Origin of the sequence: Pseudomonas brassicacearum (genome assembly GCF_003732265.1) — a bacterium.
Taxonomy (GTDB): domain Bacteria; phylum Pseudomonadota; class Gammaproteobacteria; order Pseudomonadales; family Pseudomonadaceae; genus Aquipseudomonas; species Aquipseudomonas brassicacearum_D.
Genome location: NZ_MOBK01000013.1, coordinates 50936 through 71417 on the forward strand (window position 1 = coordinate 50936; position 20482 = coordinate 71417).

At 60.3% G+C, this 20482-nt stretch carries 14 protein-coding genes; 9 read left to right on the top strand and 5 right to left on the bottom strand.

Features of this window, described 5'->3' with window-relative positions; all coding sequences use genetic code 11:
* Positions 1 to 117 precede the first annotated feature (117 nt).
* The 4 genes from BK660_RS26970 to BK660_RS26985 all read left to right on the top strand — a co-directional run bounded on the left by BK660_RS26970 (position 118) and on the right by BK660_RS26985 (position 9564).
* Positions 118 to 2421, top strand: a complete 2304-nt coding sequence (locus BK660_RS26970) for a YgiQ family radical SAM protein (protein WP_123435898.1) — start codon at positions 118 to 120, stop codon at positions 2419 to 2421.
* 402 nt (positions 2422 to 2823) lie between these two features.
* On the top strand, positions 2824 to 6099 hold the full coding sequence (locus BK660_RS26975; protein WP_123435899.1) for a transglutaminase family protein: 3276 nt from the start codon (positions 2824 to 2826) through the stop codon (positions 6097 to 6099).
* Between the two features lie 88 nt (positions 6100 to 6187).
* Positions 6188 to 8674, top strand: coding sequence for a circularly permuted type 2 ATP-grasp protein (locus BK660_RS26980; RefSeq protein WP_123435900.1), 2487 nt, complete (start codon positions 6188 to 6190; stop codon positions 8672 to 8674).
* On the top strand, positions 8674 to 9564 hold the full coding sequence (locus BK660_RS26985; protein ID WP_123435901.1) for a transglutaminase family protein: 891 nt from the start codon (positions 8674 to 8676) through the stop codon (positions 9562 to 9564). Before BK660_RS26980 ends, BK660_RS26985 begins: the two co-directional genes overlap by 1 nt.
* 137 nt (positions 9565 to 9701) lie before the next feature.
* Here the strand turns inward: BK660_RS26985 and BK660_RS26990 are convergent, their stop codons facing one another.
* Both BK660_RS26990 and BK660_RS26995 read right to left on the bottom strand, forming a co-directional pair.
* Positions 9702 to 9890, bottom strand: coding sequence for a hypothetical protein (locus BK660_RS26990; RefSeq protein ID WP_007947526.1), 189 nt, complete (start codon positions 9888 to 9890; stop codon positions 9702 to 9704).
* Between the two features lie 68 nt (positions 9891 to 9958).
* On the bottom strand, positions 9959 to 10546 hold the full coding sequence (locus BK660_RS26995) for an LOG family protein (RefSeq protein ID WP_123435902.1): 588 nt from the start codon (positions 10544 to 10546) through the stop codon (positions 9959 to 9961).
* Between the two features lie 344 nt (positions 10547 to 10890).
* Here BK660_RS26995 and azu point away from each other — a divergent pair, with 344 nt between their 5' ends.
* A complete protein-coding gene (gene azu, locus BK660_RS27000) occupies positions 10891 to 11337 on the top strand; it encodes an azurin (protein ID WP_123435903.1) in 447 nt (148 codons plus the stop codon).
* A gap of 181 nt (positions 11338 to 11518) precedes the next feature.
* Here azu and nadE read toward each other — a convergent pair whose 3' ends face one another.
* From nadE to BK660_RS27020, 3 genes are all read right to left on the bottom strand, one after another.
* Positions 11519 to 12346: an ammonia-dependent NAD(+) synthetase gene (nadE, locus tag BK660_RS27005; RefSeq protein ID WP_123435904.1), complete on the bottom strand. Its 828-nt coding sequence runs from the start codon at positions 12344 to 12346 to the stop codon at positions 11519 to 11521.
* A 4-nt stretch (positions 12347 to 12350) separates the two neighbouring features.
* Positions 12351 to 13577 carry a nicotinate phosphoribosyltransferase gene (gene pncB, locus BK660_RS27010; RefSeq protein ID WP_123435905.1) on the bottom strand — a complete coding sequence of 409 codons (1227 nt, stop codon included), beginning with the start codon at positions 13575 to 13577 and terminating at the stop codon, positions 12351 to 12353.
* Between the two features lie 230 nt (positions 13578 to 13807).
* Positions 13808 to 14719, bottom strand: coding sequence for a LysR family transcriptional regulator (locus tag BK660_RS27020; RefSeq protein WP_027921965.1), 912 nt, complete (start codon positions 14717 to 14719; stop codon positions 13808 to 13810).
* A 175-nt stretch (positions 14720 to 14894) separates the two neighbouring features.
* On the opposite strand from BK660_RS27020, the gene amaB reads away from it, so the two are divergent.
* The 4 genes from amaB (at position 14895) to BK660_RS27040 (ending at position 20481) form a co-directional block, all read left to right on the top strand.
* Positions 14895 to 16385, top strand: a complete 1491-nt coding sequence (gene amaB, locus BK660_RS27025) for an L-piperidine-6-carboxylate dehydrogenase (RefSeq protein ID WP_123435906.1) — start codon at positions 14895 to 14897, stop codon at positions 16383 to 16385.
* A gap of 229 nt (positions 16386 to 16614) precedes the next feature.
* Entirely contained in the window at positions 16615 to 17898 is a 1284-nt protein-coding gene (gene amaA / locus BK660_RS27030; protein ID WP_123435907.1) for an L-pipecolate oxidase, read from the top strand.
* A 364-nt stretch (positions 17899 to 18262) separates the two neighbouring features.
* Positions 18263 to 19396, top strand: a complete 1134-nt coding sequence (locus tag BK660_RS27035; protein WP_123435908.1) for a branched-chain amino acid ABC transporter substrate-binding protein — start codon at positions 18263 to 18265, stop codon at positions 19394 to 19396.
* A gap of 170 nt (positions 19397 to 19566) precedes the next feature.
* On the top strand, positions 19567 to 20481 hold the full coding sequence (locus tag BK660_RS27040) for an ABC transporter permease subunit (protein WP_027921961.1): 915 nt from the start codon (positions 19567 to 19569) through the stop codon (positions 20479 to 20481).
* Position 20482: the final 1 nt, after the last annotated feature.

Genomic DNA, 20482 nt, shown 5'->3' on the forward strand with positions numbered 1-20482 from the left:
GAGCCTGCTCGCTCCCACAGGGGTTGGTCGCAATTTCCGACCATAGCCGTCGGAATTGGTTATTTTTTGTGCTATATTCCGCGCCCGCGATTTTTCATCTCAACACCGGTCATCGTCATGCAAACAGCCAAGCCGTTATTTGACTATCCCAAGTACTGGGCCGAATGTTTCGGTCCTGCGCCATTCCTGCCCATGAGCAGGGAGGAGATGGATCAGCTTGGCTGGGATTCCTGCGACATCATCATCGTCACCGGTGATGCGTACGTTGACCATCCGTCGTTCGGCATGGCGATCATCGGCCGGCTGCTGGAGTCGCAAGGCTTCCGCGTCGGGATCATTGCCCAGCCGAACTGGCAGTCCAAAGACGACTTCATGAAGCTCGGCGAGCCGAACCTGTTCTTCGGTGTCGCGGCCGGCAACATGGACTCGATGATCAACCGTTACACCGCCGACAAAAAAATCCGTTCCGATGACGCCTACACCCCAGGTGGCCTGGCGGGCAAACGTCCGGACCGCGCGAGCCTGGTTTACAGCCAGCGCTGCAAGGAAGCCTACAATCACGTGCCGATCGTGCTCGGTGGCATCGAAGCTTCCCTGCGCCGCATCGCTCACTACGATTACTGGCAGGACCGGGTGCGCAACTCGATCCTGATCGACGCCTGCGCCGACATCTTGCTGTACGGGAACGCCGAGCGTGCGATTGTCGAAGTTGCCCAGCGTCTGTCCTACGGTCACAAGATCGAAGACATCACCGACGTGCGCGGCACCGCGTTCATCCGTCGTGATACGCCGAAAGACTGGTACGAAGTCGATTCCACGCGTATCGACCGTCCGGGCAAGGTCGACAAGATCATCAACCCGTACGTGAATACCCAGGACACCCAGGCCTGTGCCATCGAGCAGGAAAAGGGTCCGGTTGAAGATCCGACTGAAGCCAAGGTCGTGCAGATCCTGGCCAGCCCGAAAATGACCCGCGACAAGACCGTGATTCGTCTGCCATCGGTAGAAAAAGTCCGTGGCGATGCGGTGCTCTACGCTCACGCCAACCGCGTGCTTCACCTGGAAACCAACCCGGGCAACGCCCGTGCGCTGGTGCAGAAGCATGGCGAAGTCGACGTCTGGTTCAACCCGCCGCCGATTCCTATGACCACTGAAGAAATGGACTACGTGTTCGGCATGCCGTATGCGCGCATTCCGCACCCGGCGTACGGCAAGGAAAAAATCCCGGCCTACGACATGATCCGCTTCTCGGTGAACATCATGCGGGGCTGCTTCGGCGGCTGCACCTTCTGCTCGATCACCGAGCACGAAGGCCGGATCATCCAGAACCGTTCCGAAGAGTCGATCATTCGCGAAATCGAAGAGATCCGCGACAAGGTCCCTGGCTTCACCGGCGTCATTTCCGACCTCGGCGGCCCGACCGCGAACATGTACCGCATCGCCTGCAAGAGCCCGGAAATCGAATCCGCGTGCCGCAAGCCTTCGTGCGTGTTCCCTGGCATTTGCCCGAACCTGAACACCGACCACTCGTCGTTGATTCAGCTGTACCGCAGCGCCCGTGCCTTGCCGGGTGTGAAGAAGATTTTGATCGCTTCCGGCTTGCGCTATGACCTCGCGGTCGAGTCGCCGGAATACGTCAAGGAGCTGGTGACCCACCACGTCGGTGGTTACCTGAAGATCGCCCCGGAACACACCGAGGAAGGTCCGCTCAACCAGATGATGAAACCGGGCATCGGCAGCTATGACAAGTTCAAGCGCATGTTCGAGAAGTACTCCAAGGAAGCCGGGAAAGAGCAGTACCTGATACCGTACTTCATCGCCGCCCACCCGGGCACCACCGACGAAGACATGATGAACCTGGCCCTGTGGCTCAAGGGCAACGGCTTCCGCGCCGACCAGGTGCAGGCGTTCTACCCGTCGCCGATGGCCACCGCTACCGCGATGTACCACTCGGGCAAGAACCCGCTGCGCAAGGTCACTTACAAGAGCGATGCCGTGACCATCGTCAAGAGCGAAGAGCAGCGTCGCCTGCACAAAGCGTTCTTGCGTTATCACGACCCGAAAGGCTGGCCGATGCTGCGTGAAGCGCTGACCCGCATGGGTCGCGCCGACCTGATCGGGCCGGGCAAGAACCAGTTGATCCCGCTGCATCAGCCGGCGACCGACAGCTACCAGAGCGCCCGTCGCAAGAACTCGACACCGGCCGGCAGTCACAAGGTTGCAGGGGAAAAAACCACCAAGATCCTGACCCAGCACACCGGCCTGCCGCCGCGTGCCAGCGATGGCGGCAACCCGTGGGACAAGCGTGAGCAGGCCAAGGCGGCGGCGTTCGCCCGCAACCAGCAGGCGGCCAAGGAACGTAAGGACGCGGCCAAAGGCAAAGGTCCTAAGCCTGCCCGTAAGCCGGTTGTACCGCGCTAAGCCTCGCTTGAACTGAAAAGAACGCCAACCTTCGGGTTGGCGTTTTGCGTTTCTGAGCCACAGAAAACGCGGCGCCGGGCAGGAAGTTGTATTGGGGTAACTGCCCTTTCGTGAGCAGGCTCGCTCCCACAATGGGATCGTGTTTTTTCAGTGAAATTGCGGTTCGCCGCAGATCCCCTGTGGGAGCGAGCCTGCTCGCGAAGGGGCCAGTCCAGCCGCTACAAAACCCGACTGAAGCCCGCCGCTCGCAACATTTGCGTGCAACTGCCCCCAACCAATTTCCCGCATCGCCCGATTTTGGTGCTGTACTGCCTCAAGCAAATGGAGAAAGCGCCAGCGGTGCCGTGATGGCATAAGTCTTGCGCGCTTTCGAGAACGCTTAGGGCTCGCAGGAGGCACGCCGTGTCGATTCATGTCGCATTGCACCACGTCACGCATTACCGCTACGACCGCGCCGTCGAGCTCGGTCCGCAGATCGTTCGCCTGCGCCCGGCCGCCCACAGTCGCACGCGGATACTGTCCTATGCGCTGAAAGTCTCGCCCGAGCAGCACTTCATCAACTGGCAACAAGACCCCCAGGGCAATTACCTGGCGCGGTTGGTGTTTCCGGAGAAAACCGATGAACTGCGGATCGAAGTCGATCTGCTCGCAGAAATGGCAGTCTTCAATCCCTTCGACTTCTTCCTCGAGCCCTACGCGGAAAAAATCCCGTTTGCCTACGCCGCCGACGAGCGCAAGGAACTGGCGCCGTACCTGGAAACCCTGCCCCTGACGCCGAAGTTCAAGGCCTATCTGGACGGCATCGACCGCACGCCGCTGCCCAGCGTGGATTTCCTCGTCGCGCTCAACCAGCGCTTGAGCGAAGACATCGGTTACCTGATCCGCATGGAGCCGGGCGTGCAGACACCCGAGCACACCCTTGAACACGCGTCCGGTTCTTGCCGCGACTCGGCCTGGTTGCTGGTGCAACTGCTGCGTAACCTCGGGCTGGCCGCGCGCTTCGTCTCGGGTTACCTGATCCAGCTGACCGCCGACGTCAAAAGCCTCGACGGCCCATCCGGCACGGACGTGGATTTCACCGACCTGCACGCCTGGTGCGAAGTCTATTTGCCCGGTGCCGGCTGGATCGGCCTGGACGCGACCTCAGGGCTGTTTGCCGGCGAAGGCCACATTCCGTTGGCGTGTAGCCCCGATCCGGGCTCTGCGGCGCCAATCAGTGGCCTGGTGGAACCGTGTGAGTGCGAGTTCACCCACGAAATGTCCGTGGAACGGATTTGGGAGGCCCCTCGCGTCACCAAGCCCTACACCGACGATCAATGGCTGGCGATCCAGGCGCTGGGCCGGCAGATCGATGCCGACCTGCTGGAAGATGATGTGCGCCTGACCATGGGCGGCGAGCCGACCTTTGTTTCCATCGACGACCCGGACGGCGCCGAGTGGAACACCGCCGCGCTCGGGCCGGACAAGCGGCGACTGTCCGCCGAACTGTTCCAGCGCATGCGCAAACACTACGCACCCAAGGGGCTGGTGCATTTCGGCCAGGGCAAGTGGTACCCCGGTGAGCAGCTGCCACGTTGGTCGTTGAATTGCTATTGGCGCCGCGACGGCGTACCGATCTGGCACAACAGCGGGCTGATCGCCGATGAGCAGGAAGACTACGGCGCCGATGGTGCACTGGCCGGTCGGTTTCTGGCGAGTGTCGCCGAACGGCTGAAGATTCCGACACGCTTCGTGTTCCCGGCCTACGAAGATAATTTCTATTACCTCTGGCGTGAAGGCACATTGCCGCAGAACGTCAGCGCCGAAGACTCACGTCTGGAAGAGCCGCTGGAGCGTGCACGGCTGCGTAAAGTCTTCAGCCAAGGCCTGGATAAAATCATCGGCCAGGTCCTGCCGCTGGCGCGCACCGCCAAGGGTGATCAATGGCAAAGCGGTCGCTGGTATTTGCGTGACGAGCATTGCCGGTTGGTGCCGGGGGATTCGCCGCTGGGTTATCGCTTGCCGCTTGGCTCGCAACCTTGGGTGAAAGCGGCGGAGTATCCGTTCATTCATCCCAACGACCCGAATCAGGAATTCCCCGCGCTTCCCGACACCATGGCGTTGAACAGTCCAGGTACGCCGGCCGAGGCAGTTGAGCGCGAGCCGAAAATCGACGAGTCCGCCGACTGGCTGACGCGCACGGCGTTCTGCGCTGAAGCCCGGGAAGGGCGGTTGTACCTGTTCATGCCGCCGCTGGAACGGGTCGAGGACTATCTGGAACTGGTCACCGCCATCGAGGCCACTGCCGAAGAACTGCATTGCCCGGTGCTGCTGGAAGGCTATGAACCGCCAAGTGATCCGCGCGTGAGCAACTTCCGCATCACCCCGGATCCGGGCGTGATCGAAGTCAACGTGCAGCCGTCGGCGAGCTGGGACGAGTTGGTCGAGCGCACTGAGTTTCTGTACGAAGAAGCGCGCCAGACCCGACTGACCACCGAAAAATTCATGATCGATGGCCGACACACCGGCACCGGTGGCGGTAACCATTTCGTACTCGGCGGCGCGACCCCGGCCGACTCACCGTTTCTGCGTCGTCCCGACTTGCTGCGCAGCCTGATCAGCTACTGGCATAACCATCCGTCGCTGTCCTACCTGTTTTCCGGATTGTTCATCGGCCCGACGTCCCAGGCACCGCGCGTCGACGAAGCGCGCAATGATGCGCTGTATGAACTGGAAATCGCCTTCGCCCAAATGCCTGCACCGGGTGAGGAATGCGCGCCATGGCTAGTGGACCGGCTGCTGCGTAACTTGTTGATCGACGTGACCGGCAACACCCACCGCGCCGAATTCTGCATCGACAAACTCTATTCGCCGGACGGTGCGACCGGACGCCTTGGCTTGCTGGAATTGCGTGCGTTTGAAATGCCGCCGCACGCGCGCATGAGCCTGGCTCAGCAGTTGTTGCTGCGAGCGCTGGTCGCGCGGTTCTGGCGTGAGCCTTATGCGCCGCCGAAGCTGGCGCGCTGGGGCACGGAGCTGCACGACCGGTTCCTGTTGCCGCACTTTATCGAACAGGATTTCGCCGACGTCATTGTCGATCTGAATGCCGCCGGTTATCCGGTGCGAGCCGAGTGGTTCGCCGCGCATCTGGAGTTCCGTTTTCCCAAGGTCGGCGATTACGCGGTCAGTGGCATCGAGCTGCAATTGCGTCAAGCGCTGGAACCGTGGCATGTGCTGGGCGAAGAGGGCGCGGTTGGCGGTACGGTGCGCTATGTGGATTCGTCGCTGGAGCGTTTGCAGGTCAAGCTCACGGGCCTGCCACCGCAACGTTATCTGCTGACCTGCAATGGCATTCCGGTGCCGTTGCAGCCCACGGGGCGGGTTGGCGAGTTTGTCGCCGGCGTGCGTTTTCGCGCCTGGCAACCGGCCAACTGCCTGCAACCGACCATCCCGGTGCATGCGCCGCTGGTGTTCGACCTGCTCGACACCTGGATGCAACGATCGCTGGGTGGCTGCCAATACCACGTGGCCCATCCGGGTGGGCGCAACTACGACAGCCTGCCGGTGAACGCCAATGAGGCCGAGAGCCGGCGCATGGCGCGCTTTTTCCGTATCGGACACACGCCGGGGAAACTGCCGGTACCGACTGTGGAAATTAACGACGAGCTGCCGATGACGCTCGATTTACGACGTTTCTAAGTCGTACGCGACGCTCGGATTTTTCGTCTATCCGGGCGTCATGAGCGTGCGTTAGTCTGACTGTTCTTTGTTGTCTGCCGAGCTTTCCATGCCTGACCTGCTTGACCGCTACCCGCTGACGGCGGGCACTTATCACGAACTGCTCGACGACAGCGGCGCCGTGCGCCCGCACTGGCGTCGGCTGATCGACCAATTGCAACGCAGCACGCCTGCGCAATTGGTGCAGCGTCAGGCCTTGCTGACCCGGCAGATCCAGGAAAACGGCGTGACCTACAACGTCTACGCCGATCCCAAGGGCGCGGATCGGCCGTGGGAACTGGATCTGTTGCCGCATGTGATTGCCGCGGATGAATGGGCGCAGTTATCGGCCGGGATCGCTCAACGGGCGCGTCTGTTGAATGCAGTGCTGGCGGACCTGTACGGCCCGCAACGCTTGATTGCCGAAGGCCTGTTGCCGGCAGAATTGGTGTTCGGTCACAACAACTTCCTCTGGCCCTGTCAGGGCATTACTCCGCCCGACGGGGCTTTTCTGCATCTGTACGCCGTCGATCTGGCGCGCACACCCGATGGCCGCTGGTGGGTCACCGCAGACCGGACTCAAGCCCCCTCAGGCGCCGGTTACGCCCTGGAAAACCGCACCATCGTCTCCCGAGCCTTTCCCGAGCTGTATCGCGATTTGAAAGTGCAGCATCTGGCCGGGTTCTTCCGCACGCTTCAGGAAACCTTGGCGCGGCAGGCCCCCCGTGATGACGAAGCACCGCTGATCGTGTTGCTGACGCCAGGACGCTTCAACGAAAGCTATTTCGAACACCTGTATCTGGCGCGACAGCTCGGTTATCCGCTGGTGGAGGGCGGCGACCTCACGGTGCGCGATGCCACGGTCTACCTGAAAACCCTGAGCGGCTTGCGCCGGGTTCACGCGATCATGCGTCGGCTCGACGATGACTTCTGCGACCCGCTGGAGCTGCGCACCGATTCCGCACTGGGTGTGCCGGGGCTGCTCGAAGCCGTGCGACAAGGACGGGTGTTGGTGGCCAACGCCCTCGGCAGCGGCGTGCTGGAGTCGCCGGGGTTGTTGGGTTTTCTGCCGAAGATCAATCAGTTCCTGTTCGGCGAAGAACTGATCCTGCCGTCCATCGCCACCTGGTGGTGCGGCGAGGCGCCGGTGCTGGCTCAAGCGCTGGAAAAACTGCCGGAACTGTTGATCAAACCGGCCTTCCCGTCACAAAGCTTCGCACCGGTATTTGGCCGTGATTTGAGTGAAAAACAGCGTCATGCCCTGGCCGAGCGCATGCAGGCGCGCCCGTATGCCTATGTGGCGCAGGAAATGGCCCAGTTGTCCCAGGCGCCGATCTGGCAGGCCGAGGACGGTCAATTGCAACCGCGAGCCATCGGCATGCGCGTCTACGCCGTGGCCAGCCATGACGGCTACCGGGTTTTGCCGGGCGGTCTGACCCGGGTGGCCGCCGAGGCAGACGCTGAAGTCGTGTCGATGCAGCGCGGCGGTGCAAGCAAGGACACGTGGGTACTGGGGGATCGTCCGCCCAGCGGCGAGCAATGGAAAACCCAGCGCACGATCGGTGTGCATGATCTGGTTCGGCGAGATCCTTATCTGCCCTCGCGGGTGGTGGAAAACCTGTTCTGGTTCGGCCGCTATTGCGAGCGTTGTGATGACAGCGCGCGACTGCTGCGGATTGTGCTGGCGCGCTACGTCGACGGCGATGATCCACAGGCCCTGCAGGCGGCTGTCGACCTCGGTGAGCGGCTGAACCTGTTGCCCGATGAAGGCGAGTTGCCGGAGCGTTTGTTGGCCGCCTTGCTCGGTGACGATTGGCCATTCAGCCTGCGTTCCAACCTACAACGCTTGCAGTGGGCGGCCTCGCAAGTGCGCGGCAAACTCTCGCGGGAAAACTGGCAAGCGCTGGTGGAATTGCAGCGCGAAGCCATGGAGCTGGAAACCGAAGAGCCGGATTTCGGCGAGCTGCTGGATTTCCTCAACCGTCTGGTGATGTCGCTGGCGGCGCTGTCAGGTTTCGCACTGGACGATATGACTCGCGACGAAGGCTGGCGTTTCCTGATGATTGGCCGACGGATCGAGCGCCTGCAATTTCTCAGCGCCAGCCTGGCAGCGTTTTTGCGCGGTGCCGGGGCTTTCGATCAGGCCGGGCTGGAATGGCTGCTGGAGTTGGGTAACAGCAGCATCACCTACCGGTCGCGGTATCTGGCGGTGGCGCAATTGCTGCCGGTGCTCGACCTCTTGCTGCTCGATGAGCAGAACCCTCACGCCGTGCTGTTCCAGTTGAAGCTGGTGACGCGAACCCTGAAGCGCTTGAATGATGACTTTGGCGTGCCACGCGAAGCCGGTTTGCCGCTGTTGGTGGAGCGGCTGGCTCAATTCGATCTGGGTTGCCTGGAAAACGCCCTGTTCGGCGAAGCCAGCGTTCGTGCCGCGCTCGATGGGCTCGCCGATTTGCTGCAAGAGATTGCCGACGCCAGTGGCCAAGTCTCGGATCGCCTGGCCCTGCGCCATTTCGCCCATGTCGATGATGTCAGCCAGCGCACGGTGTCCGTCTGATGAGTGCTCACTACCAGATTTTTCACGACACCCATTATCACTATGACAGCCCGGTTTCCTTGGCCCAGCAGCTCGCCCATCTCTGGCCGCGGCCCTGCGCCTGGCAGCGATGCACGGCCAGGCAATTGCAGATCAGCCCCGACCCCACCACGCGCCGGGATGAGCTGGATGTGTTTGGCAATCCGCTCACGCGACTGGCCTTCGAGCGTCCGCACGATGAATTGCTGGTCAATGCCAGCCTGACCGTCGAGGTGCTGCCCCGGCCCGCGCTGGACTTCAATCAGTCGCCGCCCTGGGAAGATACCCGCCATGCGTTGACCTACAGCAGCCAGCCGCTGTCACTCGAGATACTGGAAGCCTGTCGGTATCGGTTCGAATCGCCTTACGTGCATTTGAAGCGCAATTTTGTCGAGTTCTCCGAGAGCTGCTTTCCGCCGAGGCGACCGTTGCTGCGGGGTGTTCAGGCACTGATGGAGAAAATTTTCAGCGAGTTCACCTTCGACGCCGAAGCGACCCAAGTGGCGACGCCGTTGGTGGAAGTGCTGGAGCGCCGGCGCGGGGTCTGTCAGGACTTTGCCCACCTGATGCTCGCGTGCGTGCGTTCCCGTGGTCTGGCGGCGCGCTATATCAGCGGTTACCTGCTGACTCAGCCGCCGCCCGGCCAGCCGCGATTGATCGGCGCGGATGCGTCCCACGCCTGGGTCTCGGTGTTTTGCCCGGTGCTGGGCTGGGTCGATTTCGACCCGACCAACAACGTTCAGCCGGCACTCGAACACATCACCCTGGCCTGGGGCCGGGATTTCTCCGATGTCTCGCCGTTGCGTGGGGTGATTCTGGGGGGCGGTAATCACGACCCTGAGGTGCGCGTCACCGTGATGCCACTGGATTAACAAAGGCCCACAGGGGGACTGTGTGTGTTCTTTGGATTGGGATAATTCAGAGGGGGACTGTGAGGGTCAGCAAAAGTAACTGCTGACCCTGGACACAGATCCGGTGGGCCTGATCAGATCATCCGGCCCTGAGGGTCTCAGGCGTCGGGCGCCTGATCTTTCGGTGCTTCAGTTTCGTCTGTAGCCACTTCGCCTTCGGCATCCGGGTTCAGTGCTGCTGCTTCTTCTTCAGCTGTAGCTTTCTTGCGCTGAAGCTTTTCCTCTTTCTTCTGCTCCTTGGCCAAGTCTCTCTGACGTTTGGCGAAGGAATAATTAGGTTTAGCCATGGGCGATCCTCTGGGGTCGAAGGTGAGGTTGAGCGGCGCATATTCTGCCCTGTATCGGTGCCGAGCCGTTAGCTGGGTTTTTGATCGGTCCATTTTGGCAGGACCGACGGTTGCCAGGCGTCCAGGGCATCGAGCAGGGTTTGCGGTGATTCGCTCACTTGCAGCATGTCACGGTGCGGTGCGCGAACGAAGCCTTCGCCGACGATATGATCAAGAAAACCGGTCAATTTGCTGTAGAAGCCGTTCACTTCCAGCAGCCCGAGCGGCTTGCCGTGATAGCCGAGCTGGCCCCAGGTCCAGACTTCGAACAGTTCTTCCAGCGTGCCGAGGCCACCGGGCAGGGCGATAAACGCGTCGCTGAGTTCGGCCATCCGCGCCTTGCGCGCATGCATGCCGTCGACCACTTCCAGGCGCGTCAGGCCGCTATGGCCGATTTCCTTGTCCTTGAGGCTTTGCGGGATGATCCCGATCACTTCACCGCCGGCCGCCAGTGCAGCGTCAGCAACAATCCCCATCAGGCCGACGGCGCCGCCGCCATAGACCAGGGTCAAATTGCGTTTGGCCAAGGCGCGCCCCAAGGCAACCGCCGCTTCACGATAGGCTGGATGGGTGCCGGTGCTGGCGCCGCAAAATACACAAACAGACTTCAAAGACATGCGTTTCTCCAGGGGCAGGATGGCCACAGAGTAAAGGCAGCTCAGCTACGCTCCAAGGGTTAAACCTCGCGCTGAGGTGTTTCATAGGTGCCGCTGGCACCACAGGCGTAGGCGGCAAGCAAACTGCACAACAGGCTATTCAAGGACATGACCGTCGCTCCGGGTAAAGGATGATGGCCTGATCATAGGGCCGGGCCAGACGCCTGGCTGGTAGATTGTTTCGATAGGTGTCATAGCGCTAAAGTTGTATACAATTTTTGATTCAAGTCATAGGAACTTGCGAAGTTTTCAGGCAGTCTTCTGTCCATTCGCACTTTTCGTTAACCCTGCCTTGGAGATTCACCATGTTTGCCAAACTTGTTGCGGTATCCCTGCTGACACTGGCCAGCAGTCAATTGATGGCTGCCGAGTGCAAGACGACTATCGACTCCACTGACCAGATGTCCTTCGATACCAAGGACATCAGCATCGACAAGAGCTGCAAGACGTTCACCGTGGAGCTGAAACACTCCGGCAGCCTGCCGAAGAACGTCATGGGCCATAACTGGGTGCTGAGTAAAACCGCTGACATGCAGCCGATCGCTACTGACGGCATGGCGGCCGGCATCGACAAGAACTACCTGAAAGAAGGTGACGATCGAATCATTGCCCACACCAAAATCATCGGTGCTGGCGAAACGGATTCGGTGACCTTCGACGTGTCGAAGCTGGCGGCGGGCGAAAGCTACGGCTTCTTCTGCTCGTTCCCTGGGCACATCTCGATGATGAAAGGCACGGTTACCCTGAAGTAAGTCTGAATACCGCGTAATCGTTCTTCGCGAGCAAGCCCGCTCCCACATTAGTCCTGCGAAAACAGGTCAAATGTGGGAGCGGGCTTGCTCGCGAAGGGGCCGGCAGCCTCTACAAATGCTCCAGCCAAAGAAAAGCCCGCTGAAGATCAACACTTCAGCGGGCTTTTTCATTACTCACAAATCAAGGCGCAAACGGCATCACCCGCTTGTGATGCGTCTTCTTGTAAGTCTCACAAATGATCTTGAACGCTTCCTCACGTACCGGCTCGCCGTGCAGGAACGCATCAATCTCGGCATAGGTCACGCCGTGGGACGCTTCGTCCGGTTTGCCCGGCGACAGGTCTTCCAGATCAGCTGTAGGGATTTTCTCTACCAGCGATTCCGGCGCCCCGAAGCTGCGGGCAATGTCGCGAACCTGATTCTTCACCAGCCCACTCAGCGGTGCCAGGTCGCAGGCGCCGTCACCGAACTTGGTGAAGAAACCCATGACCGCTTCTGCCGCGTGGTCGGTGCCGATCACCAGGCCATGGGCCGCGCCGGCGATGGTGTACTGAGCGACCATGCGCATGCGCGCCTTGGTGTTGCCGAGCACGAAATCCACCGAAACCGCATGTTTGCCTTCGAAGGCAGCGACTTCATTGGCCAGGGATTTGACCGCCGGGCCGATGTTCACGGTGTGGCGTTCGTCCGGGGCGATGAAATCCACCGAGGCCTGGGCGTCGTGTTCATCGAACTGAGTCTCGTACGGCAAACGCACGGCGATGAATTTGTAACTCTTGTCGCCGGTGCGCTGACGCAGTTCGCGCATCGCCCGTTGGGCCAACAGGCCGGCGGTCAGGGAGTCGACGCCACCGCTGATGCCCAGCACCAGGGTCTTGAGCCCGGAATTGACCAGGCAATCCTGAATGAAACTCACCCGCCGGGCGACTTCTGCCTCAAGGGCGGCCTCGTCGGCAAACGGTGGTTGAACATTGAGCTGCTCAGCAATCTCACGCTGTACGGCTTGCATGAATTCACTCCTTGCTAGATGTGCTTGAAAGGGCGGCAGGTACTTTGAAAACGTGTCGCAAATAGGCGACGAAATTCGGGTCTTTGCAGTGAGTCTTGCCAGGCTCATCAGAAATCTTTGCCACGGGCTGGCCGTCGCAGGCCGTCATTTTAAGCACGATGCTCATCGGTTCGACACCCGGAATATCGCAGGTCAGGTGGGTGCCGATGCCAAAGCTGACATTGATCCGACCCCGCAGCGCGCGGAATATCTCCAGCGACTTGGGCAGCGTCAGGCTGTCGGAGAATGTCAGCGTCTTGCTCATCGGGTCGATGCCGAGCTTGTGATAGTGGGCGATGGCTTTTTCCGCCCATACCACCGGGTCACCCGAGTCGTGGCGCAGGCCGTCGAACAGCTTGGCGAAAAACAGATCGAAATCACCGAGGAAGGCATCCATGGTGATGCAATCAGTCAGGGCAATCCCCAGCAGGCCACGGTATTCGCGCACCCAGCAGTCGAGCGCTGCAATTTGACTGTCGATCAGCCGTGGCCCCAGTTGCTGATGGGCCATGATCCATTCGTGGGCCATGGTGCCCAGCGGTTTCATGTCCAGTTCCCGGGACAGGTGCACGTTGCTGGTGCCGACGAAGCGCCCGGGGAAGTCGTGCTTGAGCACGTTCACCACTTCTTCCTGCACGCGGTACGAAAAACGCCGGCGCGTGCCGAAATCAGCGACCTGCAACTCGGACAATTCGTCGCTGCTGGCGTTGGCGGTCAGCCAGTCGAACTTGCGGTAAAGCTGTTCGCGCGCCTGTTCCAGGACGATTTCCCGGTAGCGATAGCGGTTGCGCACTTCACTGACAATCGCCAGCAGCGGCACTTCGAACAGAATCACATGCAGCCACGGCCCACGCAGGCGGATGAACAACTCGCCGTTTTCGATGCCGGTGTGGATGTAGCGCAGGTTGAAGCGGAACAACCCGAGGAACCGCAAAAAATCCGGCTTCAGAAAACTGATGCGCTCCAGAAAACCCAATTGATCAGGGCTCAGGCTCAACTCTGCCAGACGCTCGATCTGAAAACGGATCTCCGCCAGGTACGGGCGCAAATCTTCACTGTTGCGGCAACGAAACTCCCATTCAACTTCGACGTTCGGGTAGTTGTGCAGCACCGCCTGCATCATCGTCAGTTTGTAGAAGTCGGTGTCGAGCAGGTTCTGCACGATGCGATCGCCAAACACGCTCTCGCTCATAACGGGGTTCTCCGCATTGAATGGGGGTAGTGGCGCATATCACTGGTAAAGATTGCCAGCGATTTTTTGGACAACGCAGATCCTTGTAGGAATGAGCCCTGTGGCGAGGGGGCTGGCCCCGTTGGGTCGCGGAGCGGCCCCAAAGAATCTGAAGCCGGGACTGCTGCGCAATCCAACGGGGGCAAGCCCCCTCGCCACAGGGCTCGCTCCCACAGGGTTTGGGTGGGACTTTAGATTTGTGCCCCATCCGGGCTATCAATCTGCTCCAGCATCCATTTCACAAAATCACGCACCTTGGGCACTTCCGCCGAATGCTCGGGATACGCCAGGTAATAGGCATCCGTGCTCGGCATCGCGTGTTTCCAGGGGATGACCAGTTTGCCGTCGGCCAATTCCTCTTCCACCAGAAACCGTGGCAGCAGCGCCACGCCGCAGCCGACCTGGGCGGCGCGGATGCACATGTAGAACGTTTCAAAACGCGGGCCGTGGTAGCTGTGTTCGGTGTGGTAGCCCTGGCTGTCGAACCAGTCATGCCAGGCCTGCGGGCGGGAAGCGTTTTGCAGCAGAACCAGGTCGGTGAGTTGCGTCGGGTCGGTGAACGGCTTGTCGGGGAGGCTGCCCGGTGCGCAAACCGGCACCAGCTCCTCGCCGAACAGCTTCAGGCATTCGGTGCCGGGCCGTGAACCCTGGCCGAAGTAGAACGCGAGATCGCTGCGACCTTGCAGCAAATCGTCGGCTTCCTGCTCGCTGCACAGGTCCAGATGGATCGAAGGATGGCGCAGGCGCCAGCCTTTCAGGCGCGGCACCAACCAGCGCGCGCCAAACGTCGGTGGGGTCGAGACGCGCAAGACTTCGGTTTCACCGCCGTAAGAACGCAGGTAATGGGTCGACATCTCGACCTGCGTGAGGATTTTTCTGACTTCCACCAGGTACAAATCACCGGCCGGAGTCATTTGCAGGCGTCGGCGCACGCGGCGGAACAACAAGTGCTGCAACAATTCTTCAAGTTGCGCGACCTGTTTACTGACCGCGCTCTGGGTCAGGTTCAGCTCTTCGGCGGCCCGGGTGAAGCTCAAATGCCGGGTCACGGCCTCGAAACACTGCAGTGCTGTGATCGACGGCAGGTAGCGTTTATTCAGCATGGGTAGTCCTTTTTCTTGTTTCTTTCTTACCAGCAATTCGCAGCATGAATAAACGGAATGATATCTCTCTTAAAGGTCGTTTGTTGGGTAACCTCCGGGGAGCTAAAACTACAGGTCTGATCAGCCGTGATTATTCCGGCTGCACCCTTTGTGTTTTTCGCTTGAGGAGTGACCCATGGTTGCCGCATTGCTTGATCGTCTTGGTGTAAACCCGGCCCTGTACCAGAACGGCAAAGTGCCGGTGCATTCGCCGATCGATGGCAGCCAGATTGCTGCCGTGAACTGGGAAGGCGCTGCTGAAGTCGAGCAGCACATCAGTCGTGCCGATCATGCGTTCGAATTGTGGCGCAAGGTTCCGGCGCCGCGCCGTGGCGAACTGGTGCGCCAATTGGGCGACATCCTGCGCGAATACAAGGCCGATCTTGGCGAGCTGGTCTCCTGGGAAGCCGGCAAGATCACCCAGGAAGGCCTGGGTGAAGTTCAGGAAATGATCGATATCTGCGATTTCGCCGTCGGTCTGTCCCGTCAGCTGTACGGTTTGACCATTGCGTCCGAGCGTCCTGGCCACCATATGCGCGAAACCTGGCACCCGCTGGGCGTCGTCGGCGTGATCAGTGCGTTCAACTTCCCGGTCGCGGTTTGGGCCTGGAACACCACGCTGGCGCTGGTCTGCGGCAACCCGGTGATCTGGAAACCGTCCGAGAAAACCCCACTGACCGCGCTGGCCTGCCAAGCGCTGTTCGATCGCGTGCTGAAAAACTTCAGCGATGCTCCGCCACACCTGAGCCAGGTGATCATCGGCGGCCGCGACGCGGGCGAAGCGCTGGTCGATGACCCGCGTGTCGCGCTGATCAGCGCCACAGGCAGCACCCGCATGGGCCGCGAAGTGGCACCGAAAATCGCCGCACGTTTCGCTCGCAGCATTCTGGAACTGGGCGGCAACAACGCCATGATCCTCGGCCCAAGCGCCGACCTGGATATGGCTGTCCGCGCCATCCTGTTCAGCGCCGTCGGGACTGCCGGCCAGCGTTGCACCACCCTGCGTCGTCTGATTGCGCACGAGTCGGTGAAGGAAGAAATCGTCACCCGCCTGAAAGCCGCGTATTCCAAAGTGCGCATCGGCCATCCGCTGGAAGGCAATCTGATTGGCCCGCTGATCGACAAACAAAGTTTCGAAAACATGCAGGACGCGCTGGAGCAGGCGTTGAGCGAAGGCGGCCGCGTATTCGGCGGCAAGCGCCAACTGGAAGACAAATTCCCTAATGCCTACTACGTCGCACCGGCCATCGTTGAAATGCCGGAGCAGAGCCCTGTGGTTTGCCACGAAACCTTCGCGCCGATTCTGTACGTGATCGGTTACAAGGATTTCGACGAAGCCCTGCGCCTCAACAACGCCGTGCCACAAGGCCTGTCCTCGTGCATCTTCACCACCGACGTGCGTGAAGCCGAACAATTCATGTCGGCGGTCGGCAGTGACTGCGGCATCGCCAACGTCAACATCGGCCCAAGCGGTGCCGAAATCGGTGGCGCGTTTGGTGGCGAGAAAGAAACCGGCGGTGGTCGTGAGTCGGGCTCCGATGCATGGCGCGGCTACATGCGTCGCCAGACCAACACCGTGAACTACTCGCTGGAGTTGCCGTTGGCTCAAGGGATTACCTTCGACTAACTCTCAAGTCGAAAAGCAATCCCCTTGTGGGAGCGAGCCCTTGGGGTGAGGGGGCTTGCCCCCGTTGGGTCGCGAAGCGGCCCTAAAACCTGCGATCCTGGTGTATCAGGTACACCGAATCCAATGGTTTTACGACTGCTTCGCAGCCGAACGGGGCAAGCCCCCTCGCCACATAGTTCCCTCCCACACTTGAATGGTGTGTTGGTTAGGTTTCTGCTGGAGTCTGGCAATGCCGTTACGCGAAGAGTGTCTGTGGGAAAAACTGACGCCGCAAAGGCCCGACAACGCGGCGCTCAAGGGTGAAGTGACAGTCGATGTCTGCGTCATTGGCGCCGGGTTCACCGGTCTGTCGGCGGCGGTGCATCTGCTGGAACAAGGTAAATCGGTGTGTGTGCTGGAAGCTCATCGCGCTGGCCATGGCGGCTCGGGGCGCAATGTCGGCCTGGTCAACGCCGGCATGTGGATTCCACCGGACGACATCGAAGCCGGGTTCGGCGAAGCGGTGGGCAGCCAGCTCAACCGCATGCTCGGCGCGGCACCGTCCCTGGTGTTCAGCCTTGTGGACAAATACAACATCGATTGCCAGTTACGCCGCGAAGGCACGCTGCACATGGCGCACAACGCCCGTGGCGAGGCGGACTTGCGCAGTCGTGAAGAACAATGGAAACGTCGCGGGGCGCCGGTCGAACTGTTGACCGGCCAGGCCTGCGAGCAGGCGACGGGCACCAAGAAAATCGCCGCTGCCTTGCTCGATCGACGTGCCGGCACCCTCAATCCGATGGCATACACCACCGGGCTGGCCAAAGCGGCCATCAGCCTCGGCGGTCAGCTGTTCGATCATTCCCCGGTGACCCGACTCGAACGCCAGGGCCAGCGCTGGTCGGTGCAAACCGCTCAGGGTTCGGTCATGGCCGAGAAAGTCGTCATCGCCTCCAACGCTTACACCGAAGGCGACTGGACGGAGCTGCGGCGCAATTTCTTCCCCGGTTACTACTACCAGGTGGCTTCGGTCCCGCTGACCGAAGACGCCGCGCAACAGATTCTGCCCGGTGGCCAGGGTTCCTGGGATACCCGTCAGGTGCTCAGCAGCATTCGTCGGGACAAGGACGGGCGTCTGTTGCTCGGCAGTCTCGGTAATGGCAATCAGAAACCGGCCTGGTTCCTCAAAGCCTGGGCGGACCGCGTTCAGCAACACTATTTCCCTTACCTCAAACCGGTGGAGTGGGAATGCACCTGGACCGGTTGCATCGCGTTCACCCCCGATCATTTGATGCGTCTGTTCGAACCGGCGCCCGGTTTAGTGGCAGTCACTGGCTACAACGGCCGGGGCGTGACCACGGGGACCGTCGTCGGCAAAGCCTTTGCCGATTATTTGTGTAACGGAAATCCTCAAGCGCTACCGATTCCGTTCGCACCGATGCAGCCCCTGGCGGGAGTAGGGTTGCGCAGTTGTCTGTACGAGGCTGGATTCTCGCTGTATCACGCAGGCCAGTGCTTGCGGATCGTCATCTGATTGTTGAAATTTGTTGCTGGAAGCGGCGCTTTTCGGCGCAGCGACTAGCCTGTAATGGTGCGGGTTGTAGCAGTCCCGCACCAGCAGTGTGCACTTCGGTGACGCACGTTGTTACAGGCTGGTTGCACGTCGTTTAACACCGCGGTTGCAATGATGGCGCATGCGGGTTGCGCCTTTAAAAATAAATGGTTTCACCTTCCGCGGTTTAGACGGTTGCACGCCCAATGAAAATGGGAACAAAACAGTCGTAAAAACAATAATGCAGCGACTTTTTTCAGAATAAAAAACCGATGGCACGGCCCTTGCTCTGAGCAATCAGTGAAATCGCAGTGCCAACTAAAAAAAAACCTTGGAGCACCACCTCATGTCCCAGACGTTTTACAAGAAAGGCTTTCTGGCCCTCGCAGTGGCAGCTGCGCTGGGTGTTTCTGCGTTTGCACAGGCTGATGTGAAAATCGGTGTGGCGGGCCCGATGACAGGCGCCAACGCGGCATTTGGCGAGCAGTACATGAAGGGTGCACAGGCTGCAGCCGACGCGGTGAACGCGGCGGGCGGCGTTAACGGGGAAAAAATCGTACTGGTGAAGGGCGATGACGCCTGCGAACCGAAACAGGCTGTGACGGTCGCCAAGGACCTGACCAACCAGAAGGTTGCTGGCGTGGTCGGTCACTTCTGCTCCTCGTCGACCATCCCGGCCTCCGAGATCTACGACGAAGCGGGCATCATCGCAATCACCCCAGGTTCCACCAACCCGGCTGTTACCGAACGCGGCCTGAGCGCCATGTTCCGTATGTGCGGGCGTGACGACCAGCAGGGCATCGTGGCCGGCGACTACATCGTCGACGTGCTCAAGGGCAAAAAAGTTGCCGTGCTGCACGACAAGGACACCTACGGCCAAGGCCTGGCTGACGCCACCAAGGCTCAGTTGGTCAAGCGTGGCGTAACGCCAGTGCTGTATGAAGGCCTGACCCGTGGCGAGAAAGACTTCAGTGCCGTGGTCACCAAGATCCGTGCCGCTGGCGCCGATGTTGTCTACTTCGGTGGTCTGCACCCGGAAGCCGGTCCACTGGTTAAACAGCTGCGTACCGAAGGCCTGAAAGACGTGAAATTCATGTCCGATGACGGCATCGTGACCGACGAACTGGTGACCACCGCTGGCGGCCCGCAATACGTCGACGGCGTGCTGATGACCTTTGGCGCCGACCCACGCCTGCTGCCAGACAGCAAGACCGTGGTAGACGCTTTCCGCAAGGCCGGTACCGAGCCTGAAGGCTACACCCTCTACGCATACGCTTCGGTCCAGACCCTGGCCGCTGCGTTCAATGGCGCCAAGTCCAACAAGGGCGAAGACGCTGCCAAATGGCTGAAAGCGCACCCGGTCAAAACCGTGATGGGCGAGAAGACCTGGGACGCCAAGGGCGACCTGAAAGTCTCCGACTACGTGGTTTACCAGTGGGACAAGGACGGCAAATACCACCAGCTGGAAAAACAGAAGTGATATGACCTGCTGATTGCCCGGCGCCTTGTGCGCCGGGCACTCAAAGAACATGTCCGTGCAGTACCTGTCTTTTCTCGTAGAGCTGCACACAACCGGTTAGCGTCGGCGGCTGAACCCCGGTCCGTCGCACCCGGCTTCTGTGCAGTCTCTCAAATGCGTGAGATTGCGTTATGGATGGTATTTTCCTGCAGCAACTGGTCAACGGCCTGACCCTCGGGTCGGTCTATGGCCTGATCGCCATCGGCTACACAATGGTCTATGGCATCATTGGCATGATCAACTTCGCCCACGGCGAGGTTTACATGATTTCTGCTTACCTGGCGGCAATCAGTCTGGCTCTGCTGGCTTACTTCGGTATTGAATCCTTCCCTCTGCTGATGCTCGGCACACTGGTTTTCACCATCGTTGTCACGGCGGTGTATGGCTGGGTCATCGAGCGCGTCGCCTACAAGCCGTTGCGCAACTCCACCCGACTGGCACCGCTGATCAGCGCCATCGGTATTTCCCTGATCCTGCAAAACTATGCACAGATCGCCCAGGGCGCTCGCCAGCAAGGTGTTCCGACACTGCTGACCGGTGCATGGCGCGTTGAAGTCGGCACTGGCTTCGTCCAGCTGACCTACACCAAGATCTTCATTCTGGTCGCCGCGTTTGTCGGGATGGGCCTGCTGACCTACGTCATCAAGTACACCAAGCTCGGCCGCATGTGCCGCGCGACCCAGCAAGACCGCAAGATGGCCTCGATCCTGGGGATCAACACCGACCGCGTGATTTCCTACGTGTTCATCATCGGTGCAGCGATGGCGGCCCTGGCCGGCGTACTGATCACCATGAACTACGGCACGTTCGACTTCTACGCAGGTTTCGTCATCGGCATCAAAGCGTTCACCGCAGCGGTACTCGGCGGGATCGGCTCGTTGCCGGGTGCGATGCTCGGCGGGATCATTCTCGGGATCTCCGAGTCGCTGTTCTCTGGTCTGGTCAACTCGGACTACAAAGACGTTTTCAGCTTCTCGCTGCTCGTTCTCGTTCTGGTCTTTCGGCCTCAAGGCCTGCTCGGCCGTCCTCTTGTGTCGAAGGTGTAAG

What these genes read in the sequence shown, in the direction of transcription:
- amaA (WP_123435907.1), top strand. Translation starts at nt 16,615, where the DNA reads ATGCCGTTACGCGAAGAGTGTCTGTGGGAAAAACTGACGCCGCAAAGG.
- pncB (WP_123435905.1), bottom strand. Translation starts at nt 13,577, where the DNA reads ATGAGCGAGAGCGTGTTTGGCGATCGCATCGTGCAGAACCTGCTCGAC.
- BK660_RS27020 (WP_027921965.1), bottom strand. Translation starts at nt 14,719, where the DNA reads ATGCTGAATAAACGCTACCTGCCGTCGATCACAGCACTGCAGTGTTTC.
- BK660_RS26980 (WP_123435900.1), top strand. Translation starts at nt 6,188, where the DNA reads ATGCCTGACCTGCTTGACCGCTACCCGCTGACGGCGGGCACTTATCAC.
- BK660_RS27040 (WP_027921961.1), top strand. Translation starts at nt 19,567, where the DNA reads ATGGATGGTATTTTCCTGCAGCAACTGGTCAACGGCCTGACCCTCGGG.
- azu (WP_123435903.1), top strand. Translation starts at nt 10,891, where the DNA reads ATGTTTGCCAAACTTGTTGCGGTATCCCTGCTGACACTGGCCAGCAGT.
- amaB (WP_123435906.1), top strand. Translation starts at nt 14,895, where the DNA reads ATGGTTGCCGCATTGCTTGATCGTCTTGGTGTAAACCCGGCCCTGTAC.
- BK660_RS26985 (WP_123435901.1), top strand. Translation starts at nt 8,674, where the DNA reads ATGAGTGCTCACTACCAGATTTTTCACGACACCCATTATCACTATGAC.
- BK660_RS27035 (WP_123435908.1), top strand. Translation starts at nt 18,263, where the DNA reads ATGTCCCAGACGTTTTACAAGAAAGGCTTTCTGGCCCTCGCAGTGGCA.
- BK660_RS26990 (WP_007947526.1), bottom strand. Translation starts at nt 9,890, where the DNA reads ATGGCTAAACCTAATTATTCCTTCGCCAAACGTCAGAGAGACTTGGCC.
- nadE (WP_123435904.1), bottom strand. Translation starts at nt 12,346, where the DNA reads ATGCAAGCCGTACAGCGTGAGATTGCTGAGCAGCTCAATGTTCAACCA.
- BK660_RS26995 (WP_123435902.1), bottom strand. Translation starts at nt 10,546, where the DNA reads ATGTCTTTGAAGTCTGTTTGTGTATTTTGCGGCGCCAGCACCGGCACC.
- BK660_RS26970 (WP_123435898.1), top strand. Translation starts at nt 118, where the DNA reads ATGCAAACAGCCAAGCCGTTATTTGACTATCCCAAGTACTGGGCCGAA.